This window comes from Solidesulfovibrio aerotolerans, from assembly GCF_009856865.1.
Taxonomy (GTDB): Bacteria; Desulfobacterota; Desulfovibrionia; order Desulfovibrionales; family Desulfovibrionaceae; genus Solidesulfovibrio; species Solidesulfovibrio aerotolerans.
This window is the reverse complement of the sequence record NZ_WVUD01000009.1, coordinates 86793-107736: the sequence shown is the minus strand read 5'-3', so window position 1 is coordinate 107736 and position 20944 is coordinate 86793. Positions and strand designations below refer to the sequence as shown.

At 65.0% G+C, this 20944-nt stretch carries 20 protein-coding genes and 1 tRNA gene; 2 read left to right on the top strand and 19 right to left on the bottom strand.

From position 1 onward, the window contains the following. The first annotated feature begins 143 nt into the window (after positions 1-143). Positions 144-386 carry a hypothetical protein gene (locus tag GTA51_RS07560; protein WP_160960001.1) on the top strand — a complete coding sequence of 81 codons (243 nt, stop codon included), beginning with the start codon at positions 144-146 and terminating at the stop codon, positions 384-386. A gap of 69 nt (positions 387-455) precedes the next feature. Here GTA51_RS07560 and GTA51_RS07555 read toward each other — a convergent pair whose 3' ends face one another. The 9 genes from GTA51_RS07555 to GTA51_RS07515 all read right to left on the bottom strand — a co-directional run bounded on the left by GTA51_RS07555 (position 456) and on the right by GTA51_RS07515 (position 9187). Beyond that, positions 456-1238, bottom strand: coding sequence for a tRNA1(Val) (adenine(37)-N6)-methyltransferase (locus tag GTA51_RS07555; RefSeq protein ID WP_160960000.1), 783 nt, complete (start codon positions 1236-1238; stop codon positions 456-458). Continuing rightward, entirely contained in the window at positions 1222-1938 is a 717-nt protein-coding gene (locus tag GTA51_RS07550; RefSeq protein WP_160959998.1) for a TerC family protein, read from the bottom strand. The genes GTA51_RS07555 and GTA51_RS07550 overlap by 17 nt, the downstream gene beginning before the upstream one ends. A gap of 41 nt (positions 1939-1979) precedes the next feature. After that, positions 1980-2576 (bottom strand): DUF4412 domain-containing protein, encoded by a 597-nt coding sequence (locus GTA51_RS07545; protein ID WP_160959996.1) that lies wholly within the window; start codon positions 2574-2576, stop codon positions 1980-1982. A 387-nt stretch (positions 2577-2963) separates the two neighbouring features. Next, complete coding sequence (locus tag GTA51_RS07540; RefSeq protein WP_246198036.1) at positions 2964-3944, bottom strand: HAD family hydrolase; 981 nt, start codon at positions 3942-3944, stop codon at positions 2964-2966. A gap of 171 nt (positions 3945-4115) precedes the next feature. Next, complete coding sequence (locus tag GTA51_RS07535) at positions 4116-4901, bottom strand: amidohydrolase family protein (protein ID WP_160959993.1); 786 nt, start codon at positions 4899-4901, stop codon at positions 4116-4118. Between the two features lie 30 nt (positions 4902-4931). Beyond that, positions 4932-5366, bottom strand: a complete 435-nt coding sequence (locus GTA51_RS07530) for an acyl-CoA thioesterase (protein WP_160959992.1) — start codon at positions 5364-5366, stop codon at positions 4932-4934. 6 nt (positions 5367-5372) lie between these two features. Continuing rightward, positions 5373-6587: a cofactor-independent phosphoglycerate mutase gene (locus GTA51_RS07525; protein ID WP_160959990.1), complete on the bottom strand. Its 1215-nt coding sequence runs from the start codon at positions 6585-6587 to the stop codon at positions 5373-5375. 129 nt (positions 6588-6716) lie between these two features. Continuing rightward, positions 6717-8018: a homoserine dehydrogenase gene (locus GTA51_RS07520; protein ID WP_160959989.1), complete on the bottom strand. Its 1302-nt coding sequence runs from the start codon at positions 8016-8018 to the stop codon at positions 6717-6719. Beyond that, positions 8015-9187 carry an aminotransferase class I/II-fold pyridoxal phosphate-dependent enzyme gene (locus tag GTA51_RS07515; protein WP_160959987.1) on the bottom strand — a complete coding sequence of 391 codons (1173 nt, stop codon included), beginning with the start codon at positions 9185-9187 and terminating at the stop codon, positions 8015-8017. Before GTA51_RS07515 ends, GTA51_RS07520 begins: the two co-directional genes overlap by 4 nt. A gap of 154 nt (positions 9188-9341) precedes the next feature. On the opposite strand from GTA51_RS07515, the gene GTA51_RS07510 reads away from it, so the two are divergent. Continuing rightward, positions 9342-9435 (top strand) — tRNA-Ser (locus tag GTA51_RS07510). Between the two features lie 79 nt (positions 9436-9514). Here the strand turns inward: GTA51_RS07510 and GTA51_RS07505 are convergent. The 10 genes from GTA51_RS07505 to nuoE are packed head-to-tail and all read right to left on the bottom strand — an operon-like array spanning position 9515 to position 20924. Beyond that, positions 9515-10903 carry an NADH-quinone oxidoreductase subunit N gene (locus GTA51_RS07505; protein WP_160959986.1) on the bottom strand — a complete coding sequence of 463 codons (1389 nt, stop codon included), beginning with the start codon at positions 10901-10903 and terminating at the stop codon, positions 9515-9517. A gap of 13 nt (positions 10904-10916) precedes the next feature. Next, on the bottom strand, positions 10917-12410 hold the full coding sequence (locus GTA51_RS07500; RefSeq protein ID WP_160959984.1) for a complex I subunit 4 family protein: 1494 nt from the start codon (positions 12408-12410) through the stop codon (positions 10917-10919). Positions 12411-12426: 16 nt separating this feature from the next. Continuing rightward, the gene (locus GTA51_RS07495) at positions 12427-14292 is read right to left on the bottom strand and encodes an NADH-quinone oxidoreductase subunit L (RefSeq protein WP_160959983.1); all 1866 of its coding nucleotides are present in this window, start codon (positions 14290-14292) and stop codon (positions 12427-12429) included. Next, complete coding sequence (locus GTA51_RS07490; protein WP_160959981.1) at positions 14289-14600, bottom strand: NADH-quinone oxidoreductase subunit NuoK; 312 nt, start codon at positions 14598-14600, stop codon at positions 14289-14291. The genes GTA51_RS07495 and GTA51_RS07490 overlap by 4 nt, the downstream gene beginning before the upstream one ends. Further along, positions 14597-15124: an NADH-quinone oxidoreductase subunit J family protein gene (locus tag GTA51_RS07485; protein ID WP_160959980.1), complete on the bottom strand. Its 528-nt coding sequence runs from the start codon at positions 15122-15124 to the stop codon at positions 14597-14599. The genes GTA51_RS07490 and GTA51_RS07485 overlap by 4 nt, the downstream gene beginning before the upstream one ends. A gap of 9 nt (positions 15125-15133) precedes the next feature. After that, positions 15134-15691, bottom strand: coding sequence for an NADH-quinone oxidoreductase subunit NuoI (nuoI, locus tag GTA51_RS07480; protein WP_160959978.1), 558 nt, complete (start codon positions 15689-15691; stop codon positions 15134-15136). A gap of 9 nt (positions 15692-15700) precedes the next feature. Continuing rightward, positions 15701-16690, bottom strand: a complete 990-nt coding sequence (nuoH, locus tag GTA51_RS07475) for an NADH-quinone oxidoreductase subunit NuoH (protein WP_160959977.1) — start codon at positions 16688-16690, stop codon at positions 15701-15703. 3 nt (positions 16691-16693) lie between these two features. Continuing rightward, complete coding sequence (locus GTA51_RS07470; protein WP_160959975.1) at positions 16694-19081, bottom strand: NADH-quinone oxidoreductase subunit G; 2388 nt, start codon at positions 19079-19081, stop codon at positions 16694-16696. Beyond that, positions 19069-20433, bottom strand: coding sequence for a complex I 51 kDa subunit family protein (locus GTA51_RS07465; protein WP_160959974.1), 1365 nt, complete (start codon positions 20431-20433; stop codon positions 19069-19071). Before GTA51_RS07465 ends, GTA51_RS07470 begins: the two co-directional genes overlap by 13 nt. After that, on the bottom strand, positions 20424-20924 hold the full coding sequence (gene nuoE, locus GTA51_RS07460) for an NADH-quinone oxidoreductase subunit NuoE (RefSeq protein ID WP_160959972.1): 501 nt from the start codon (positions 20922-20924) through the stop codon (positions 20424-20426). The genes GTA51_RS07465 and nuoE overlap by 10 nt, the downstream gene beginning before the upstream one ends. Positions 20925-20944: the final 20 nt, after the last annotated feature.

Here is a 20944-nt window from a genome sequence, read left to right as displayed (position 1 = left end):
ACCCGGCCGCTTTTTGTGCTCCCGGATTCCCGGCTGGAATACTACAGCATTTTCTATCGGGCCAATTGGCACGAAACTGGCTATAGGAGAGAATAGGTGTTGGGGAACGCCGCCGGGGGGCGGCCAACGAAGGGGGAAGGATCATGAAGCGCTTGCTGTATGTCGTCGCCATTGCCGCTTTGGGAGCCGGCTTCTATGTGGCTGATCCGCCGAGTCTGCCGGCCAAAGAGGTCCAATCGTCCCGGGAACTGACCCTGGCGTCGGCCGAGGCCCAGAGCATGGTGGCCCGACTGGCCGAGGCGAGCATGATCATGCGCTGCACGGAGATTCCCCAGACCCTGGACTATTCCGGGCCGCGCCCTGAGGCGCTGTTCGGTCGACCATAGCGCGGGAGTGCAGGCCGCAGCGCGGCCTGGACCCAAACAAAGGGGACGCTTGGGCGTCCCCTTTGTTGTTTAGCGAGGTTGGCCGGTGGCAACGTCTTTGGCCAGAAACGGGCAGAAGGCCAGGGCCGCGTCGGTGAGGCGGGTTTCCCGGCCGGTCCCGGCATAAAGAACCAGGGGCGGCTCCAGGACCAGTCCGGGGCCGCCGTTTTTGCGGGCGACAAGGAGCAATTGCCGGGCCGGCGCGTCGACGCGCGGGGCCACGGGAAGCAGGCGTTTGATTTCCAGGCGATGGGCCGCCAGGGCGGCAGCCACATGGGTGAGGCGCTCGGCCAGATGGATGCAGACGAAAAGGCCTTTGTTGACCAGCAGATAGGCCGCAGCGGCAGCAAAATCGGCCAGACTGCCATCCACCTCGAAGCGGGCCGCGTCCCGGGCCGCGCCGGCCGGGCGTCGGCCCGAACCCGGATCGCGGTAGGGCGGGTTGCACATAACCAGATCGCAGGATTCCGGGGCAAGCCGGTCGGCCTCCCGGATGTGGCGCACGTCCGCGACATGGGCCGTAAAGCGCTCGGCCAGCCCCAGGGCGGCGGCGTTTTGTCCGGCCGCCGCGACCATGGCCGCTTCCCGGTCCAGACCCAGCACCGTGGCCGCAGGATCGGCGGTTGCCAGCAGATAGCCAAGGCCCGCCGCGCCGCAGCCCGTGCCGAGATCGACTGCCCGGGTTCCCGGCAGGCCGGCGGCCAGGGCGGCCAGGAGCAGGGCGTCGCTGCCAAAGCGAAAGCCGCTTGCTGGCTGGAACAGTCCGCGCGGAAAGGCGTTCCGGGCTGCCCTCTCGCTACTGTCCGCCGGCATCGGCCTTGCGCGCCCGCATGTTGAGCACTTCGACGAGCAGGGAAAAGGCCATGGCGAAGTAGATGTAGCCCCGATCAATGTGCCGGCCCAGACCCTCGGCCACCAGGAAAACGCCGATGAGGATCAGAAAGGACAGGGCCAGCATTTGGATGGTGGGATGGCGGCCGACGAAATGGCTGATGGCGTCGGCGAAAACCATCATGACCAGCACCGCCGCGACAACCGCCGCCACCATCACCACGATCTCGCCGGACATGCCCACGGCGGTGATGACGGAATCCAGCGAAAAAACGATGTCCAAAATGGCGATCTGGGTCACGGCGGCGGCAAAGCCCCGGACCTTGCGCACGGTGGTATCCGCATTGTGGGGCGCTTCCACTTTCTCGTGGATCTCGAAGGTCGATTTGGCGACGAGAAAGAGGCCGCCGGCCAAAAGCACGATGTCGCGGCCGGAGACGACATGGCCGAGCACGGAAAAAAGCGGCGCAGTCAGGCCCATGATCCAGGTGATGCCAAGCAGCAGCAGGATGCGGGTGCCCATGGCCATCAGCAGGCCGATGCGCCGGGCCTTGGATTGGATTTCAGCTGGCAACGCATTGGAAATAATGGCTATAAAAACGATGTTGTCGATGCCAAGGACGATTTCCAGGGCGGACAGGGTCAGAAAGGCGATGAGATTTTCCACAGAGAAAAAGTCCATGCGTCGGCTCCTGGGGGTCGTGGCGTTGGACCGGGCGGCGGCTACTGCGCCATGCCCGCCTTGGGCATGGCCGGCATGCCCATCTTCTGGTAGCCGGCCGGAATGGCGAACTGGGCGGCATCCACGGTACCGGGCTGGATGTTTTTATATTCGATGGTATAGGTCCCACCCTTGCCTGTCTGCACGAACTTGATGGGTGTGTCGAGCTTGACGGCAAACCAGGCAGTCAGCCCGCCCTTGGTGGTGTCCTTAAAATCCATAACACGCTTTTCGCATTCCCAGCCATCAACGGTTTCCGTGCCCACGCTGCGCCACTGGCCGATCTCCGGATCGGGCTTGCCGAGCAGCGCCGCGCCAGGACCGGCCTTGGAGGCGTCGAACTGCATCTCCATGTAACTCTGCATGGCCGGCAGCAAGAGGATAACCTTTTTGGCGGCCGGATCTATGATACTGATACGGGCTTGGCCCTGCATGGTGGTTTCCATCCGCATCCGGGAGTCCTTGATGGCAACCTTGCCGGACATGGCCGGCTCTTGGTCGTGGAGTTGCACCATGTCTGCCGAGAATTCGGCGGCCTGGGCCAGGGAGGCCAGGACCATGAGGCAGGCGGCAGCGAAGGAGGAAAAGCGTTTTTTCATACAAACTCCGACGGTAAGAAGCATGGCGACGGGGCCGTGGCGGGAGTCGCACAGACGACAAGACATCCTGCGCCCCGCGTGTGGCGTTTACAAAAAATATTCCTGCTTTTTGTGAATAAAGATGATAAATTCCGGTTTGTTATCCTGGTGCAACCAGGCCGGAAATTACCGAACACAACACTAGCAAGGATGGGGGCGGTTGTACAGAGCCGGCGCAGTCGGCGGGGCAACAGACGTAAGCAACCGCTGGACCAGCACGTTTTGTGTTTTGATGTAACGCAGCACGTCGTAAAACGGCACCAGGACACATGTACACCGGCGACATCGCGATAGGATTGCCGCAAGCTTCCAGACTCGCCTCTCTTGCACAGCAGTCGTAGAGGTGTTTTACTCCCAGAAAAAAATGCGTTTCCAATCCTTTTTCATGCTGATAACGACCCAGCCTTTTTGCACGGCTTCCTCCATCAGGGAATCAGGGAACGTTCCAACCTTGGACTGCGCGCCGTAGGCGTATTCTCGGGCGGCGTCATCGTGGTGCACCAGCATCATAAGGCGCGTCCCGCCACCGGCCTGGGTGTATTCGAGCATTTCCTTGTCCCCGTCCGAGTTGCCAAACGCCGCTTGCGGATATCGGCCGATCATGAGCTGGATGCCCTCAGGTTTGCCCGGTCCGACGTTGTTGAGCAAAAGTCTCGGTTCCTCGGTGAGGATAGGCTTGCCGTCAGCGTCATAGCTGAATTTGGTAGCATTGAGAGTGCCGACCACCTGTTCGGGTGGGATGCCATAGATCTTTTCGGCGTAAGCGCGCAGGAAATCCTGGCCGCCGCCAGTGACGAAATAGGTCTTATAGCCCTTGGTGCGAAGCAACTGCATCACTTCGAGCATGGGCTGGTAGACAAGATCGGTGTAGGGACGATGCCAACGCACATCCCGGGCCGTTCCCAGCCACTGCCGCACCTGGTCCCCCAATTCCTCCACGGGCATGCCGGTCATTGTAGCGGCATAGACCTTCTCAATGTCGCTCATGGGCACGTTCCCCAAGTGCTCCACGCTGCCGGACAACACGGACTTGAAGGGTTCGGTGTCGGCCAGTTCCGGTTTCGCCTGGGCCAGCGCCCGCAGTCGCGCCAGGCAGTAAAGCATCGGCGTATACATAGGCTGTTCGACCCAGGTCGTACCATCCTGGTCAAAGGTGGCAATACGCGCTTCGGGCGGGACATAGCCCGGGTTCGACGCGTCAGTGGTCGCTTGCACGAAGGCCAAAATTGCCTGTTTGGCCGGTCCCTCGTTCCACGAGGGCAAGGGGTCGGGCTGGGCCTGGGCCGCCATGGCGGCGATAAGCAGGAAGCACAAGACCAGGGGAGCCAAACGTCTTTTCCGAAGGGAATAACGAACCAGCTGCAAAGCACCCACGCGAATCCCCATGATTTTCTCCGCTTTGATTTAGGACTGTCGAAAACCAGAAAACCTGACAAGCATTCGGAAAGCCGGCCGGCAGCGGCAACTTCCCTTTGCAGTGTTTTACACTCTCGTTGGCGGTTAGCGCAACAAAGCCGCCCCGGCGGACAGGATCTGCTCCAGTTCGGCGTCGCGCAGGCGCAGGCGTTTGCGCAGACGTGCGATCTCCTCGCCCGGGTCAAACAGCGGATAATCGCTGCCGAACAGAATGCGCTCCCGGGGATGGCCGTCGAAGATGCGCTGCAAGGTGTCATCGTCAATAAAGGCCAGCGTGCTCGACGTATCGATATACACGTTTTTGCCGACGAGGTGCTCCAGGGCATACTGCCAGTGCAGATACCCGCCCATGTGGGCGGCAATGACGGTCATGTCCGGGAAGTCGCGCAGGATGGCCGCCACCTTGGCCGGGCAGGAGTTGTTTTCCTCCGGCGGCAGCCGGTCGCCCACGTGGAGCATGACCACGAATCGGCCGGAGAGCGCCTCGAAGATGGGCCACAGTTTGCGGTCGTCCAGGCGAAAGCCCTGGAAGTCGGCGTGGAACTTGATGCCCTTTATGCCATTGCGCCACAGCCGGTCGAGTTCGCGCTCGAAGTCGGGGAAATCGGGATGGAGCGTGCCGAAGCTGCGGATGGGGGCATGTTCGCGGTTGATGGCAATGGCCCAGTTGTTGGCCGGGACGACCTGGGCCGGGGCGGTGGCGGCGTTGTGGACCACCACCTGGTCAAGGCCGGCCCGTTTGGCCCGGGCGAGCAGATCATCGATCTGGCCGGTGCCGACCGGGGGGATGCCGTAGTGGCCCTCAAGCTGGGCCAGGACTTTGTCTGCTATTTTCGGATGATAGGCGTGCGTATGGATATCAATAAACATGGGATGGGGTACCAGGAAGGAGGGGAAGGGTTAGGCGGAAAAAAGGCCGCGCAGCCAGTCCGGGACGGCAATGGGCCGGCCCTGGGGGGAGGTGCAGGCATGCACGGTCTCGCCGGCAGCCAGCAGCCAGGAGGCGTCTGGCGGGCCAAAGACCTGATACACAAAGGTGACCGAGGCCCGGCCCCAGGCGGCGATGCCGGCCCGGACCGTTATGACCTCGTCGTAGCGGGCCGGGCGCAGATAGCGCACGGCCATGTCGCGCACGGGCAGCCAGACGCCGCGCGTTTCCACTTCGGCGTAGCTCATGCCCCGATCCCGGATGAACTGCCCCCTGGCCCGCTCGAACCAGTGGGGATAGTGGCCGTAATAGGCATAGCCCATGCGGTCGGTCTCACCATAGGACACGGTGAGTTGCAGCCGGGTGTCGGGTGTGGGAAAATCTTGCTGCTTAAGGATCAGCGCCATGGCGGGCTAGCCCCTGGCCCAGGCGGCCGTCTGGGCCAGCAGCGTATGGCCGGGTTCGATGAGCAGCCCGGTTTTGGCGGCTTCCCGTTCGCTAAAGGCTGCCGCGCCGTTGGCCGCGATGCCGGCCTTCCAGAAGAGAAACGGCACGGGATCGGTGGTGTGGGTGCGAACGGCAATGGGCGTTGGGTGGTCGCAGGCGATGAGCACCGAAGCAGACTCGCCCAGGGCGCCCAGCATCGGGGCCACAATCCGGGCGTCGAACCGGGCCACGGCCTCGGTCTTGGCGGCAGCGTCGCCGCCGTGGCCGCACTCGTCCGGGGCTTCGACATGGACGAAGACAAAGTCGCCGTCTTTGAGAAATTCCAGTGCGGCCGCCACCTTGCCCTCGTAATTGGTATCAAGCAGGCCCGTGGCACCGGGCACGTCCAAAACAGCCATGCCGGCCGCCCGGCCCAGGCCCTTGACCAGATCCACGGCCGACACCACCGCCCCGCGCAGCCCGAAGGACTCGGTAAAAGACGGCAGGCTCAGTGCCCGGCCCTGGCCCCAGGGCCATACGGCATTGGCCTTGCTGGCGTTGTCGTCCCCGGCCAGCAGCCGGGCGGCGCAGGTCACAAACTGCCACAAGGCTGGCACGCTTTGAAGGGCCGCGATATCCGGGGCCATGGGCTGGTCGGTGATGTCGTGGGGCGGGCGCACAAAGACCGTGGCCTCTTCCCGCCCGGCCGCACCTTTGGCCACCAGCAGATGGCGGTACTGCACGCCGGCATGCAGCTCGTAGCCGGCCGGCAGGCACGACGCCCCAAGCTGTCGGACCAGCTCCGTGGACACGGCGGTGTCGATATGCCCGGCGCTGTAGTCGCGCATAAGCCCGGTTGCGGCAAAATCGCTGACCGTCACGGTGTTGAGCCGAAAGACCACATCGTCGGCTTCAAGGGCCAGCCCCAGGGCCGCGGCCTCGATGGGACCGCGCCCGGTGTGGTGGCTGGCCGGGTCAAAACCGAGCAGCGACATGTTGGCCACATCCGACCCGGGGGCCATGCCGTGAGGGACGGTGCGGCACAGGCCCACCCGGCCAAGGGTGGCCAGCTTATCCATCGCCGGCGTCTCGGCCGCCTCCATGGGCGTGCGGCCGCCCAGGACCGCAACCGGCAGATCACCCATGCCGTCGGCAATAAGGAAGACGAGCTTGGGAGAGGGAGAGGAGAGTGACTTGGACATGAGGGAAGATGCCTCCGGCGGCCAGAGAGAAACTTTTTGAAAAAAGTTTCTCTCTGGACTCTCTTCAAAAACTTTTAACGGGGTTGGGGCTTAAACCGCATCGTATCTGCCGGCGAAGCGCAAACACCGTTACAACACCCGGAAATGGACGGTGCCGGGTTTGATAAACGGCATGGCGTCCGTGTCGGTGAGCACGGCGGTGATGGCCCGGTTGGGGGCCTCGTGGGTGAGAAACACGATGGACACGTAGCCGTCCTCGGGCACACCTTTTTGCACAGCCTGGCTTATGGACACGCCATGTTCGCCCATGGACTTGGAGATGGCGGCCATGACCCCGGGTTGGTCCTTGACCGTAAAATGGATGTAATGCGGGCTGACGAAATCGTCGGGATCGACCAGCTCGGCCTCGGGCAGCGGTTCGGTGAGAAAGCCGGTGTTGTTGGGGATCATGCCTTGCCGGGCCAGGGCCAGGATATCGGCCAACACGGCGCTGGCCGTGGGCAGATCGCCGGCTCCCTTGCCATGGAGCATGATCGGCCCGGAGGCGTCGCCCTCGACCCGCACGGCGTTAAACGCGCCCTTGACGCTGGCTAAAAGGAAATCCTCGTGGACCAGCATGGGCCACACCCCGGCGGCGAGGCGTCCTCCCAGATCGCGGACCTGCCCGATGAGCTTTATGGCGTAGCCGAACTCCCGGGCAAAACGGATGTCGTCGGGGCCAACGCCGGTGATGCCCTCGACCGGGAGCCGCTCCAGGGGAAGATTGCACCCGTAGGCCAGCCGGATGAGCACGATAAGCTTGTGGGCGGCGTCATACCCCTGGATATCCAGCGTCGGATCGGCCTCGGCGTAGCCCAGCTCCTGGGCCTTTTGAAGCGCCTCGGCAAAGGGCAGGCCTTTCTCGCTCATACTGGAGAGGATGTAGTTGGCCGTGCCGTTTAAGATGCCGATGATGCTTTTGATGCGGTTGCCGGCCAGGGACGACTTGAGCGTCTCCACAATGGGCACGGCCCCGGCGCAACTGGCTTCGTAGTACAGGCCCAGGCGCTTTTCGGCGGCCAGGGCAAAAAGCTCCGGGCCGCGTTTGGCTAAAAGGGCCTTGTTGGCCGTGACCACATGCTTGCCGGCGCACAGCGCCTTGTGGATGAGCGCAAAGGCTGCATCAATGCCGCCCATCAGTTCGACCACGATGTCGATGTCCGGGTCGGTGACCAGGGCATCGGCATCGGTGGTGATCGCGACCTCGGGACCAAGGGTCACGGCCCGGGGCTTGGTCAGGTCGCGCACGAGCACCGTCTTGACGGTGACGGCGCGACCGAGCCGGGCGGCGATCCAGTCCGCGTTTTGCTGCAACACGGCCACCAGGCCGGACCCGACAGTGCCGAGTCCGGCCAGTCCAATACGAACGGGGGCGATTGATGCGTCGTTCATCCGGACAGCGCCTTTTTTATGCCGCGAACGGCTTGATTGATGCGGTGGCGGTTTTCCACCAGGGCAAAGCGCACGTAGTTGTCGCCGAAATGCCCGAACCCCAGGCCCGGCGACACGGCCACGCCGCCTTCGCGCAACAGGAGCTTGGAGAATTCCACGGATTTGAGATGCTCAAACGGCTCGGGAATCTTGGCCCACACAAACATGGTGGACTTGGGCGCGGGCACGTCCCAGCCAGCCCGGGCCAGACCCTCGATGAGCGTGTCGCGGCGTTCCTGGTGCACGTCCATGATCTCGCGCACGCACTCCTGGGGGCCGTTTAGGGCCACGGTGGCGGCAATCTGGATGGGCTGGAAGATGCCGTAGTCCAGATAGCTTTTGATGCGGGTCAGCGCATGGACCATCTCGGGGTTGCCGCAGCAAAACCCGACGCGCCAGCCGGCCATGGAATAGCTTTTGGTGAGCGAGAAGAATTCCACGCCCACGTCCTTGGCACCCTTGGCCTGCAAAAAGCTCGGCGGCTGGTAGCCGTCAAAGCCAAAGTCGGCGTAGGCGAAGTCGTGGATGACCATCATGTCGTGTTCTTTGCAGAATTCGACGATGCGCTCAAAAAATGGAACATCCGCCGTCACCGTGGTGGGGTTGTGCGGGTAGGAGATGATCAAGAGTTTGGGCTGGGGCCAGGTCTGTTTGGTGGCGGCCAGCAGATCTTCAAAGAAGTCGCGGTCGGAGCTGATGGGGATGCGCCGCACATCCGCCCCGGCAATGATGCAGGAGTAGGGGTGTATGGGGTAGGCCGGGTCGGTGGCGAAGACGACATCGCCCGGGGAAAGCATGACCAGGGCCAAGTGGGCCAGGCCTTCTTTGGCGCCCATGGTGACGACGGCCTCGGTTTCGGGGTCGATGTCCACGTCGAAGCGGCGCTTGTACCAGCCGGAGACGGCGTTGCGCAGTCCCTTGATGCCCTTGGAAGCCGAGTAGCGATGGTTTGCGGCCTTTTGGGCGGCCTCGACCAGTTTTTCAACGATATGGGGTGGCGTGGGCAGATCGGGGTTGCCCATGCCGAGGTCAATGACGTCCTCGTTTCGTCGCCGCATCTGCATTTTCAGCTCGTTGACGGTGGCGAAAACGTATGGGGGGAGGCGCTCCATACGCGCGAACTTTTTCATGCCCTGGACTCCTTTTGAGGGGGCTCGTTATGGCGAAAGGTGAACATATGCGCGGGGCCGGCCCTGTGTAAAGAGCGGAAATGACCGGAAGCGGCAGTTGGGCGAGCTTTTTTTCTTGACCCGGGGCGCGCAAACGTTTAGTTCGCCTTTTTGCGGAGAGGTGGCCGAGCTGGCCGAAGGCGCTCGCCTGCTAAGCGGGTAACGGGAGTAAATCCTGTTCGAGGGTTCGAATCCCTCCCTCTCCGCCAGATATTTCGACTCACAAAGAAAAGCCGTCCAGAAATGGGCGGCTTTTCGGTTTTTTCGGCTTGCGAGAATCAAGCGACCCTAGCCACCGCCAAAAAGCGCGGCAATGGCTCCAAGAAGGCTTTGCGGAAACAACCCCAGCGCCAGAACGCCGGCGGCCATGACCCCCAAGGCCAGCCCGCCGGCCGGTCCGGCCGGGGCTGGGATGGCCGGATGGGCTTCGACGCCGCTTTGCATATAAAGGGCGGCCACCACACGCAGGGCGTAAAAGATGCCGATGACGGCCGTGACGATGCCAAAGGCGGCCAAGCCCACATAGCCGGCCCGAAGGGCCGCGCCAAAGACCAGAAATTTCCCGATAAAGCCTGCCGTTGGCGGCAGCCCGGCCAGGGATAAAAGGCTTATGGCCAAGGCCCCGGCCCGCCAGGGGTGGACGTAGCCAAGGCCCTGGTAGGCGGTCACGTCGTCGCGGTCGCCGATCTCGCCCGAGAGCAGTCCCACGGCGCCAAACGCCCCCAGATCCATAAGCGCAAACGCGGCCAGATAAAAAAGCGCCGCTTCGCCGCCCCCGTCGTTCACCGCCATGGCGGCCATGGCGATGTAGCCCATCTGGGCGATGGAGGAATAGGCCAGGATGCGTTTGACACTTTTCTGGCACAGCGCCCCGATGTTGCCGGCAGCCATGGTCAGCCCGGCCACGCCGGCCAGGGCCGGCCAGAGCAGTTCCCGGGCTTCGGGCGAGGCTTCGGCGCACAGATGGAGCAGGGCGGCGGCCGTGGCCGCCTTGGAGCCGGTGGAGAGAAAGGCGGCGATGGGGGCCGGCGCGCCCTGGTAGACATCCGGGGTCCACAGATGGACCGGGGCCAGCGACAGTTTAAAGCCAATGCCAATGAGGGCCAGGGCCAGCCCGGCCGACACGATGGGACCGCCGGCTGCCAGGGAATCGGCAATGATGAGGCTGCCGGAGCCGGCATAGACCAGGGCTGCGCCGAAGACGAGTACGGCCAGGGACATGGCCCCGGGCAGGAAATACTTGAGCGCCGCCTCGGTCCCCAGCGGATCGGACAGCCGCGACGCCACCACAGCGTACAGGCACAGCGATGCCAGTTCCAAGCCGACGATCAGCATGAGCCAGTCGTCGGAGGCGGCGAGCAGCAGCATACCAAGCGCCGACCACAGGACGAGCCCGTAGAGGGCGTCGCCGGCAAAGCCCCGGCGGGCGGCGTAGCGGGCGGTGAGCGCCACCGTTGCCAGGGTGATGACCGAGAGCAGGCCGGCGTAATAGCAGCCGATGCCGCTGGCCCCGGTCGGCCCGGCCAGGGACCACAGCCCCGGCAGGGCGGCAAAGACGCCGGCCAGGATCGGAAAAAGGGTTGCCGGGGTGCGGCGCAAACAGGCGGCGAGCAGGATGACCAGCCCCCCGAGGGCCAGGGACAGGTGGGGAAAATACAAGACAAGCTGCGCGGTCATGGCTGGTCCTCGCTCACAGACCCGGGGTTGCGGCCGGCCAGACAAGCCCGGCGATGGAATCCAGGGGACCGGCGGCCAGGGACAGCACCGGACCGGGGAAAAGCCCCAGGAGCAGGATGCAAACGGCCAGGGCGCACAAAAGCGCCGTTTCCCGGGCGTTCAGATCAGCAAAGGGCAAAGGGGAGCGGGCCGGGCCGAAGAGCGTGTCCCGGGCCAGCCGCAGCAGATAGACCAACGTCACGGCCATGCCGGCCACGGCCAGGACGCCGACCCAGATGTGCGTTTTAAACAGGCCGAAAACGATCATGGCTTCGCCCACAAAGCCCGACAGTCCGGGCAGGGCGGCCGAGGCCAGGATGCAGAAGAGAAAGGCCGCGCCAAAGCGCGGGGCCTTGTTCCACAGTCCCCCCAAAATCTCGAAACGTCGGCTGCCAAGCCGTTCGCCGATCATGCCGGCCAGGGAAAAAAGGCCCCCCGAGGTCAGGGCGTGGCTGACCATGAGGACCACGGCTCCGCCCAGCGCCAGCCGGCTGCCCGAGACAATGGCGGCCACGGCCAGCCCCATATGGCCGATGCTCGAATAGGCGATCAGCCGCTTGACGTCCTCCTGGGCCAGGGCCACGGCCGAGGCGTAAAAAAGGCCGATGATGCCAAGCGCCGTCAGCAGCGGGGCAAAGGTGTGGGCGGCCTCGGGGAAAAGGGGCAGGGCGAAGCGGATGAGAGCATAGCCGCCGGTTTTGAGGAGCAACCCGGCCAGGATGAGGCTGCCGGCTGTGGGCGCTTCGGTATGGGCGTCGGGGAGCCACATGTGGACGGGCACGAGGGGGATTTTGATGGCAAAGGACAGGACAAAGGCGGCAAAGAGCCAGCGGCCGACCGTTACGGGCACGGCGGCGTGGGTCAGGTCCGTAAGGGCAAAGGTCGGTCCGGTGGGGCCGTTGGCGGCCAGGATGCCGAGGGCAATGACGGCTAAAAACATGAGCAGCCCGCCGGTGGCCGAGAAAAGAAAGAATTTGATGGCCACCCGCATCCGGTCGCCGTGGCCGAAGATGCCGATGAGGAAAAAGACCGGGATGAGCTGGGCTTCCCAGAACAGCGCAAAGAGAAAAAGATCCGAGGCCAAAAAAATGCCCTGGACCGTGGAAAGGGCGGCCAGGATGAGCGCGTAGTACAGGGCCGGGCGCTTGGCGTCGTCGTGGCGGGAGGCGACCATGCAGCACACGCCGATAAGCGCTGTGAGCACCACGAAAATAAGGCTCAGGCCGTCCAGGGACAGGCTGTAGCGGATGCCGAGGCTCGGTATCCAGGCCAGGTCTTCGATGACGGGCAGATCCGGCTGGGGGCCGGCGAAAAGGACGGCAATAAGCCCGGCCAGGGCCAGCTCGCCCAGGGCGGCCAGCAAGGCAAAGCGGCGACAGGCAGTGGCGTCGCCCCGGGACAGGGGCAGGCAACACGCGGCCACCAGGGGCCAGAAGATGAGTAAAGAGAGCCAGGGCAATTGCCGCATGGGTGCTCCGGGTGCGTTAGGTCAGGCGCAGGGCCAGCCAGGTGAGCAGCGCTGCGGCTGCGCCAAGGAGTGTGGTCAGGGTGGTTGACGGCCGGGCCGAACCCAGGCGGGCGGCCACCCGGGACAGGGTCAGAAGGCCCGTCGCCGCGCCCATGGCCGCGCCATCGAGCATGTCTTCGTCCACGCCGCGCCACAGCCGGGCCGACAGGCGGCAGTAGGGGGCGGCAATCCAGGTGCGATAAAAAGCGTCCAGGCCAAGACCGGCGGTGAGCGCCCCGGCCGGGGCGGCGACCGGGTGCCGGGCCGGGCGATAGAGGAGCCAGGCCAGCAGCAGGCCGCTGACGGCCAGGACGGCATCGATCATTTCCACAAAAAATTCAGCGTGTTCCACGTTTGGCGGAAGGGGTGTCACCGTACCGGCCAGATAGACATCGAGCCAGGGTTTAAGGCCCATGAATTCCGGCGGATTGACGAAGCCGTAGCCAAGGGCCAAAGCGGCGAGCGGCCACAAGGGGCGTTCCATGCGGGCCAGTTCCGGGTCCGACAGCAGACGGGCCGGATCGGCCGGATCACTGAAAAAGGCCACGAAGCACAAGCGAAAGACGTACACGGCCGTTAAAAACGCGGCCACGGCCCCGAGGATGAAGGCGAGCAGATAGGCCGGGCCGGGATGGGCGATGGCGTCGGCCAGGGTGCGGCCTTTGCTGAAATAGCCCGAGGTCAGGGGCAGGGCGGACAGGGCGGCCGCGCCGCAGGCGAAAAGGAGAAAAAGGCCCGGCATGGCCCGGCGCAGGCGCGCGCCCATGCGAAAGATGTCATGCTCTTCATGGGCGGCCTGGATCATGATGCCGGCCACCATAAAGAGCAGGGATTTGAAAAAGGCGTGGGCTTGCAGATGGAAAAATGCCCCGGACACGTCGCCGCAGCCGGCGGCCAGGAACATATAGCCCACCTGGCTTATGGTGGAATAGGCCAGGATGCGTTTGACGTCGCGCTGGCCCATGGCGCAGGCCGCACCATAAAGGGCCGTGGCCGCGCCAATGACTGCGGCCGTGGCCCCGACGTCCGGGGCAATGGCCAGCAGCGGTTCCAGGCGCATGAGCAGATAGACGCCGGCTGTTACCATGGTGGCGGCGTGAATAAGGGCCGAGACGGGTGTCGGGCCGGCCATGGCGTCGGGCAGCCAGGAGGACAACGGCAATTGGGCGGATTTGCCGCAGGCGGCAAAGAGAAAGAGAAAGCCGATGAGCGTTGCCGTGGCCGTTGGCATGGCGTCGATCTGGGCGGTAAGCCCGGTTATGGAGGCGCTGCCCGAGGCGGCGATCACGATAGCCAAAGCGGCCACATAGCCCAGATCACCCACCCGGGTCATGAGAAAGGCTTTGCGCCCGGCGTCCACGTTGGGCAGTTCCTCGTGCCAAAAGCCGATGAGCGCAAAGGAGCAAAAGCCCACGCCCTCCCAGCCCATGAAGAGAAAGACCAGATCGTCGGCCAGGGCAATGATGAGCATGAAAAAGACGAATAAATTCAAATAGCAGAAATAGCGCGCAAAGGATGTGTCCTCGCGCATGTAGATGGCGGAATAGAGGTGGATCAAAAGGGCCACGAAGGTGACCGTGACGGTCATAAGGCCCGCCAGGCGGTTGTAAAGGATGGAGAAGTTTGCTGAAAAGCCGTCAAAGGCCAGCCATTGGCCAAGGGTAATTTCGTGGGGGGCGACACCCAGGTTCCACACGGCGGCCAGGGCGGCGGCCAGGGAGGCGGCAATGGCCAAGGCGGCCAGCGTGCCCGAGGCCGCGCGGGAGAGCGAGCGGGAAAAGGCGGCCTGGAGCACGGCTCCGGCCAGGGGGAAAAACAGCATGAGGGCAACCAGGGTGGTCATGCATCGCCTCCCAGCCGGGCGTAGCCGTCGGCATCGACGGAGCCGCCGCCGCGTCGGCCGTGGACCAGCAGGGCCAGCCCCAGGCCGGCCTCGGCTGCGGCCAGCCCCATGACGATGATGATGGCGGCCTGGCCGTCGATGTTGCCCCAGGCCAGGGCCGCGCCGGCAAAGACAATACTGCCGGCTGTGAGCATAAATTCCACGCCGATAAGGATTAAAAGGATGGAACGCCGGGAGGCGGCCATGACGCCGCCGATGACGAACAGCCCGGCGGCCACGGCCAGCACATGGGACAGGGGCACGTTCATGCGGCCGGACCTCCGGTAGGTTGCGCCCGGCCGCCGGACCGGCCCCGGCCCAGGAGCAGGGCGGCGGCCAGGGCGGCAAAGAGCAGGATGGAGACGGCTTCCACCGCCAGCCAGTAGGTGTCGAAAAGGACGCGTCCCACGGCGGCCGGAGCGGCCATTGCCGCCGGCAGGAGACGCGCACCGGTGGGATCGGCCCCGATCAGGGCGAAAAGGGCCACCAGTGTTGCGGCGGCCAGGGTGGCCGGCACGACAAGCCGGCCGGTCGGCAGCGGGCCGTCGCCAGCGGTCAGGCCCAAGAGCATGATAATAAAGAGAAAGAGCACCATGATGGCCCCGGCATAGACCACGGCCATGAGCACGCCAGGGAGCGGCGCGCCCAAAACGGCCATGAGGCCGCCGGCACTTAAAAAGACGGCCACGGCGCAGCACACGGCATGGACCGGGTTGCGCCGGGTGGCGGCCAAAACAGCCGCGCCGAGAAGCACGGCGGCCAGCAGATAAAAAAGTGCGCCAAGCGGGGTCATATTCGCGTCCTAGGGCAAGATGCTTTTGACGTCCACGGGATCGTCTTCGCCGATATGGCTGCCCTTGGGGCCGCCGGCAGCCACGCCGGCATGGGCGTAGAAGTCGTAGTCCGGGTGCTTGCCGCCGTGCTCCACCAGCAATTGTTCTTTTTCATAGACGAAATCGGCGATGTCGTCCTTGCAAAAGGCAAATTCCGGGGTGAGCTGCAGGGCGAGCGTGGGGCAGGCCTCTTCGCACAGGCCGCAGTAGATGCAGCGGGCGAAATTGATGCGAAACCAGGCGGCCTGCCGCCGGCCGTCCGGGCCAACTTCCGACTGCATGGAGATGCAGTTGACCGGGCAGGCCCCGGAACACAGGTAGCAGGCCACGCAGCGCTCCTTGCCGTCGGGAGAGCGGGTGAGCACGATACGCCCCCGGGTGCGCGCTGGCAGGGGGCGTTTGTATTCGGGATACTGTTCGGTAACGGGCTTACGGAATAGATGGGTCATGGTGGCGGCATAAGAGCCGGCGAGACCGGCCGCGCCGTCCAGGAATGCGCCCACAACGCCTTGTTTCTTGTCTGCCATGCCGTTTCCTTACACGCCAGCGGCCAGCAGCGCGCCGGTGACGAGAATATTAAGCAGCGCCAGGGGAATGAGCACCTTCCAGCCAAGGGCCATGAGCTGGTCATAGCGCAGACGCGGCAGCGAGGCCCGGGTCCAGATGAGAAAGACCGGCACGGCCAGGACTTTAAGTGCCAGCCAGACGATGGGCGGCAGGAACGGCCCGTGCCAGCCGCCGAGAAAGAAAATCGCCGTCACCGCGCCAAGGAGCACCATGTTGACGTATTCGCCAACGAAGAAAAGGGCAAAGCGCATGCCGGAATATTCGGTGTGAAATCCGGCCTGCAGCTCGTTTTCGGCCTCGGGCAGATCAAAGGGGACGCGCTTGGTCTCGGCCAGGGAACCGATGATGAAAATGACGAAGGCGACGGGTTCAAGGAGGGCAAAGGGCAGCCCGGCCTGGGCGGCCACGATGTCGGACAGCGAAAGCGAGCGGGCGTGCATGACCACCGGCACAAGCGACAGGCCAAGCGCCAGCTCGTAGCTGATCATCTGGGCCGCGCCGCGTATGCCGCCAAGGAGGCTATACTTGTTATCCGAGGTCCAGGCCCCCAGCGCCAGACCGTAGACGGCCAGGGACGACAGGGCCAACACCAGTAGCAAACCCACGTTGGAATCAACCACGACCTGGGGCACGCGGTGGCCGAAAAGCGTCAAGCCATCGCCAAAAGGGACCACGGCAAAGGCGGCCAGGGCCGTGCCGGCCACCACGGCCGGAGCCACGAGAAAAATGCGCCGGTCCACACCGTCGGGGATGATGTCTTCTTTGAGAAGCATTTTCAGGCCATCTGCCAGGGGCTGGAGCAGCCCGAAATAGCCCACCCGGTTGGGTCCGTAGCGGACCTGGAAGCGGCCTAAGAGCTTTCGCTCCAAAAGAATCATATAGGCGGCCAGCCCCAGGGCGACTCCCAGGACCACGGCCATCTTGACCAGCATGACGACGACGCCGAGCAGCATGTCCATGGCCTATCTCCGACGCAGGCCGCACGGGCCAAGGATGGGGGGCAGGCCGGCCAAGTCCGGCACACGGGGGACCACGATCACGCCCCGGGCCATGGCCCGGGAGAGATGCAGCGTGGCCGGCACGAGGCGGTTGCCGCATTCGAGGGACACAGCCAGCCCGTCAGCCAATCCGTCGGCCAGCCCCAGGGCGGCGGCGTCGTCGGCATGGAGCAGGAGGACCGGCGGGCCGGCCTGGGTCTGGGCTTGGGCCAGGGGCGCATACCGGCCGGGTTCGTCCGTGGCAAACAGGGCATCGGTATAAATTACGGCCAGTCCGGATTCGGCGGAGAGGGGCAGCGGGGCCGGTAGGGGCGCGGCCAACCCGGCAAAGGCCGGGCGCAAGCCGTCCTGGGGCAAGGCGGCCAAATCAAGACCAGCCAGGGCCGGGATGGCGGCGGCCAGAGCGGCCAGCGGCTCCCGGGGCAGGGTCAGGCCCAGCCCCCGGGCCAAACGGTCCAGAAGGAAGGCGGCCGGGGCCGGGTCCGTGCCGGGCAGCGGCCGGTCAAAGGCCCGGGGCGGATGGCTGCCTGCCCCGTCGCGGGCCACGGGGTCGCCCGGGGATTGGACCGGGGAAGCGGCCTGGAGCCGGCCGTCGCTGGCGGCCAGGATGCCGCCGGATTCAAAAATGGTCGTGGTGGGCAAAACAATATGGGCAGCGGCCACGGTCGGCGTTGGCAGATAATCGAGCACCACCAGCAGGTCGAGTTTGCCCAGAACAGCGGCCAGCCCCGGGGCAGCGGCAAACAGGTCGGCCTCGACCACGACAAGGCCTTTGACGCGGCCGGCGGCCACGTCTGCGGCCAGTTCGTCCAGACCAGGGGCGTCGGTGGGGGCGAGCAGCGCCGCCCCGGCGCTGCTCGCCTGGGCCAGCACCGGGAACAGGCCCAAGCGGTCGTCGTCCGGCAGGGCGGCGGCCAGCCCCGGGGTGAACACCAGGGCCGGGCGCTTGGCCGCGGCCAGGGCTTTGGCGGCGGTTTCCAGGCCAGGCCACAGTTCGGGCGCAAAGGGCAGGCGCTTTTGGGCGGCGGCAGCGGCCGCGTCCGGGGAGCCGGTGGCCACGGCCAGCACGGCCGGGAACTGGCGCGGGGGCACGGGCAGATGGGTAAAGGGCAGCGGCAGGGCCACGGGCCTGGGATCGGCCACGATGATTTTTGCCCCGGCCCGGCTGGCCTGTCGCAGGGCCAGCGCCAACATGGGCGCATCGAAAAGGGGTGAAACGCCCAGGACCAGCACGGCGTCGGCCTTGCCTATCTCGGCCAGGGAACGCGCCCGAGGCGGGGTGAGGACGGCAAGCGCCGCCTGGGTTGCGGCCTGCTCTGTCCGGGTGGCGAAAAAGGCCGGTGCGCGCCAGCCGGCGGCCTGGGCCAGGGCGATACCGGCGGCCTGGGTTTCCATGGTGGAGCGCAGCCCGCCGAGGATGGCGATGCTGCCAGGGCCGTGCTTTTCGGCGAGCGCTGCCAGCCGGGCGGCCAGTGCCGTCTCGGCTTCGATGGCCGGGACGGCGTTGCCGTCGAGTCTGGCCGAGCGCGGCCGTTCGGGAATGGCTTCGTAGCCGGCGGAAAACCGGCCCCGGTCGCAGATAAACGAGCCGTTTACAGCGGCGTTTTCCCGGGCCTCGATGCGGGCCACCCGGCGGTAGCGGGACAGGGCCGTAACGTTGCAGCCAAGCGAACAATGCAGGCACACCGACGGGGCGCGCAGGCAATCCCAGCGCCGCGAGACGAACCGGGCCGGCTTGTCGGTGAGCGTGCCGGTGGGGCACAGATCGGCCAAATTGCCGGCAAAGGGATTTTCCAGGGCACCGTCGTCGAAGCGGCCGAAATAGACCCGGTTGGCGTTTTGCATGGGGCCGAAATCGCGGTAGCCGCAGTATTCTTGATAAAACCGGGCGCAGCGGTAGCAGTGGATGCAGCGGTTCATCTCGTGCTGGATAAACGGCCCCAGGTTCTGGTCGAGATAGGTGCGCTTGCGCCCGGGAAAACGGCGCAGGCTGTGGCCGCCGGAGATGGTTTCGTCTTGCAGCAGGCAATGCCCGCCCTCGTCGCACACCGGACAGTCATGGGGATGGTTCACCATGAGCAGTTCGATGATGCTGCGCCGAAAGGCGACCGCCTCGGGGTGAAACGTCTCCACCACCATGCCGTCGGCGGCCGGGGTCATGCAGCTCATTTCCAGGCCCTTGACCGGACCGGCCGTAAACATGACGGCGCACATCCGGCAGGCACCGGCGGCACCCAGGGCCTTATGCCAGCAAAAGCGCGGGATCATGATGCCCAGGCGCTCGGCCGCCTCGATGACCATGGTTCCCTTGGGCACGGAGACGGCGCGGCCGTCGATGATCAGATCGGGCATTGGTCCTCCGGGCAGGGCGTCGGGCCGAACTGGATGGGGCGCGTGCCGCAGGCCTTGCCGCGAAGGGTCGGCGGCGGGTTGCCAAAGGGACAGCGTTTTTGAACGATGTGGGCGTTCACTTCGTTCATGAAATGCGTCAGCAGGCCGCGAACGGGTTCGGCCGCGCCCGGGGCGAAGGCGCAATAGGCCTTATCGAGGACCGGCAGCAAGTCCGTGAGCATCTGGATATGCTCCTCGGTCCCTTGGCCGCCTTCGATGCGGCGTAACAGTTCCCGGATGGCGGGAATGCCCTCGCGGCACGGCGTGCACCAGCCGCAGGATTCGCGGGCGAAAAACTCCATGAGCGACAAGGTGGCCCCGACCAGACAGGTGCCCTGGTCGAAAACCATGAGCGAGGCGGTGCCAAAGCGCTGGCCGGCGGCGCGCATGGGGTCGAAATCCATTTCCAGGTCGAGCAGGGCCTCGGGCAGAAAGGGCGTGGACGCACCGCCCGGGATGACGGTCTTAAACGTCTTGCCCGGAGCCATGCCGCCGGCATGCTCAAAAATGATTTCCCGGATGGTGACGCCAATGGGCAGCTCGTAGCAACCCGGGCGGGCCACCTGCCCGGAGACGCTGTAGAGCTTGGTGCCGGAACCCGTGGCCGAGCGGGCCAGGGCTTTAAACCAGGCCGGCCCGTTTCGCACGATGCCCGGCAGATTGGCCAGGGTTTCCAAATTATTAACGATTGTCGGGCAGTCCCACAGGCCTTTGACGGCCGTTCGCGGACCGCCTTTGCGCGGATTGGGGCGCAGGCCTGAGATGGCTTTGATCTGGGCCGAGGCTTCGCCGCAGATGTAGCGGCCGGCGCTGCGGTGCACATGCAGATCAAAGGAAAAGTCCGAGCCCAGGATGTTGTTGCCCAGATAGCCGTGTTCCCGGGCCACCCGGCATTCCTGTTCGATGAGTTCCGCGTCGCCTTCATACGAGGGGCGGATAAAAAACACACCTTCGCTGGCTCCGATGGAATAGGCGCAAAGGACGATGCCTTCGATGACCAGATGCGGGTCGGCGTTGACCAGGATGCGGTCCTTGAACGTGCCCGGTTCCATTTCGTCGGTATTAACAACCACGTAGCGCGTGCCCACGTGATCGGTGGGGACACCCTGCCATTTGCGACCGGCCGGGAAGCCGGCCCCGCCCCGGCCGCGCAGATCGGCGTCTAGAACGAGTTGCAAGACCTCGGCCGGGGTGCGCTTGCCGATGGTGGCGGCAAGCGCCTCGTAGCCGCCGCCGGCCCGGTATTCGGCAAGGGTGGCCGGGCGGCCGAGATGCCTGTTTTTAAAAAGCACTTGGGGGGTATCTACTTGCATCGCACCGGCTCCTCGGTCCCGGCCCGCAGTTCGGCCAGCACGGCGTCGATGCGTTCCGGGGTCAGCCTGTCGTAGAAGCGGCCGTTTATGAGCATGGTGGGGGCGTTGTGGCAGTTGCCGATGCAGGCCGCCGGCAGCACGGTGAAAAGGCCGTCCTCGCTGGTGCCGCCCGGGGGCACGCCAAGGGTGCGGCACAGATAATCGAAGATGGAATCCTGGTGAAACATCCAGCACACCACCGAATCGCAGACATGGATGACGTAGCGTCCCACGGGCCGGCGGTAGAGATAGTCATAAAAAGTGGCCAGGGATTCGAGTTCCAGGGTGGTCATGCCGAGAACCCGGGCGGCGCAGTGCATGGCCTCGTCGCACAGGTACCCGTAGTGGCGTTGCAGGGCGTACATGACGTCCACGGCGGCCTCGCGGGGGCGGGGCACGGCGGCCACAAGGCGGGCCAGCTCGGTTTCAAGTTCGGTGGGCAGGGGCGACATGGGAAAATCAAGCCTCCGGC

Excerpts from the sequence above, each read along its gene's own strand:
- GTA51_RS07560 (WP_160960001.1), top strand. The coding sequence starts at position 144 with ATGAAGCGCTTGCTGTATGTCGTCGCCATTGCCGCTTTGGGAGCCGGC.
- GTA51_RS07555 (WP_160960000.1), bottom strand. The coding sequence starts at position 1,238 with ATGCCGGCGGACAGTAGCGAGAGGGCAGCCCGGAACGCCTTTCCGCGC.
- GTA51_RS07550 (WP_160959998.1), bottom strand. The coding sequence starts at position 1,938 with ATGGACTTTTTCTCTGTGGAAAATCTCATCGCCTTTCTGACCCTGTCC.
- GTA51_RS07545 (WP_160959996.1), bottom strand. The coding sequence starts at position 2,576 with ATGAAAAAACGCTTTTCCTCCTTCGCTGCCGCCTGCCTCATGGTCCTG.
- GTA51_RS07535 (WP_160959993.1), bottom strand. The coding sequence starts at position 4,901 with ATGTTTATTGATATCCATACGCACGCCTATCATCCGAAAATAGCAGAC.
- GTA51_RS07530 (WP_160959992.1), bottom strand. The coding sequence starts at position 5,366 with ATGGCGCTGATCCTTAAGCAGCAAGATTTTCCCACACCCGACACCCGG.
- GTA51_RS07525 (WP_160959990.1), bottom strand. The coding sequence starts at position 6,587 with ATGTCCAAGTCACTCTCCTCTCCCTCTCCCAAGCTCGTCTTCCTTATT.
- GTA51_RS07520 (WP_160959989.1), bottom strand. The coding sequence starts at position 8,018 with ATGAACGACGCATCAATCGCCCCCGTTCGTATTGGACTGGCCGGACTC.
- GTA51_RS07515 (WP_160959987.1), bottom strand. The coding sequence starts at position 9,187 with ATGAAAAAGTTCGCGCGTATGGAGCGCCTCCCCCCATACGTTTTCGCC.
- GTA51_RS07505 (WP_160959986.1), bottom strand. The coding sequence starts at position 10,903 with ATGACCGCGCAGCTTGTCTTGTATTTTCCCCACCTGTCCCTGGCCCTC.
- GTA51_RS07500 (WP_160959984.1), bottom strand. The coding sequence starts at position 12,410 with ATGCGGCAATTGCCCTGGCTCTCTTTACTCATCTTCTGGCCCCTGGTG.
- GTA51_RS07495 (WP_160959983.1), bottom strand. The coding sequence starts at position 14,292 with ATGACCACCCTGGTTGCCCTCATGCTGTTTTTCCCCCTGGCCGGAGCC.
- GTA51_RS07490 (WP_160959981.1), bottom strand. The coding sequence starts at position 14,600 with ATGAACGTGCCCCTGTCCCATGTGCTGGCCGTGGCCGCCGGGCTGTTC.
- GTA51_RS07485 (WP_160959980.1), bottom strand. The coding sequence starts at position 15,124 with ATGACCCCGCTTGGCGCACTTTTTTATCTGCTGGCCGCCGTGCTTCTC.
- nuoI (WP_160959978.1), bottom strand. The coding sequence starts at position 15,691 with ATGGCAGACAAGAAACAAGGCGTTGTGGGCGCATTCCTGGACGGCGCG.
- nuoH (WP_160959977.1), bottom strand. The coding sequence starts at position 16,690 with ATGGACATGCTGCTCGGCGTCGTCGTCATGCTGGTCAAGATGGCCGTG.
- GTA51_RS07470 (WP_160959975.1), bottom strand. The coding sequence starts at position 19,081 with ATGCCCGATCTGATCATCGACGGCCGCGCCGTCTCCGTGCCCAAGGGA.
- GTA51_RS07465 (WP_160959974.1), bottom strand. The coding sequence starts at position 20,433 with ATGCAAGTAGATACCCCCCAAGTGCTTTTTAAAAACAGGCATCTCGGC.
- nuoE (WP_160959972.1), bottom strand. The coding sequence starts at position 20,924 with ATGTCGCCCCTGCCCACCGAACTTGAAACCGAGCTGGCCCGCCTTGTG.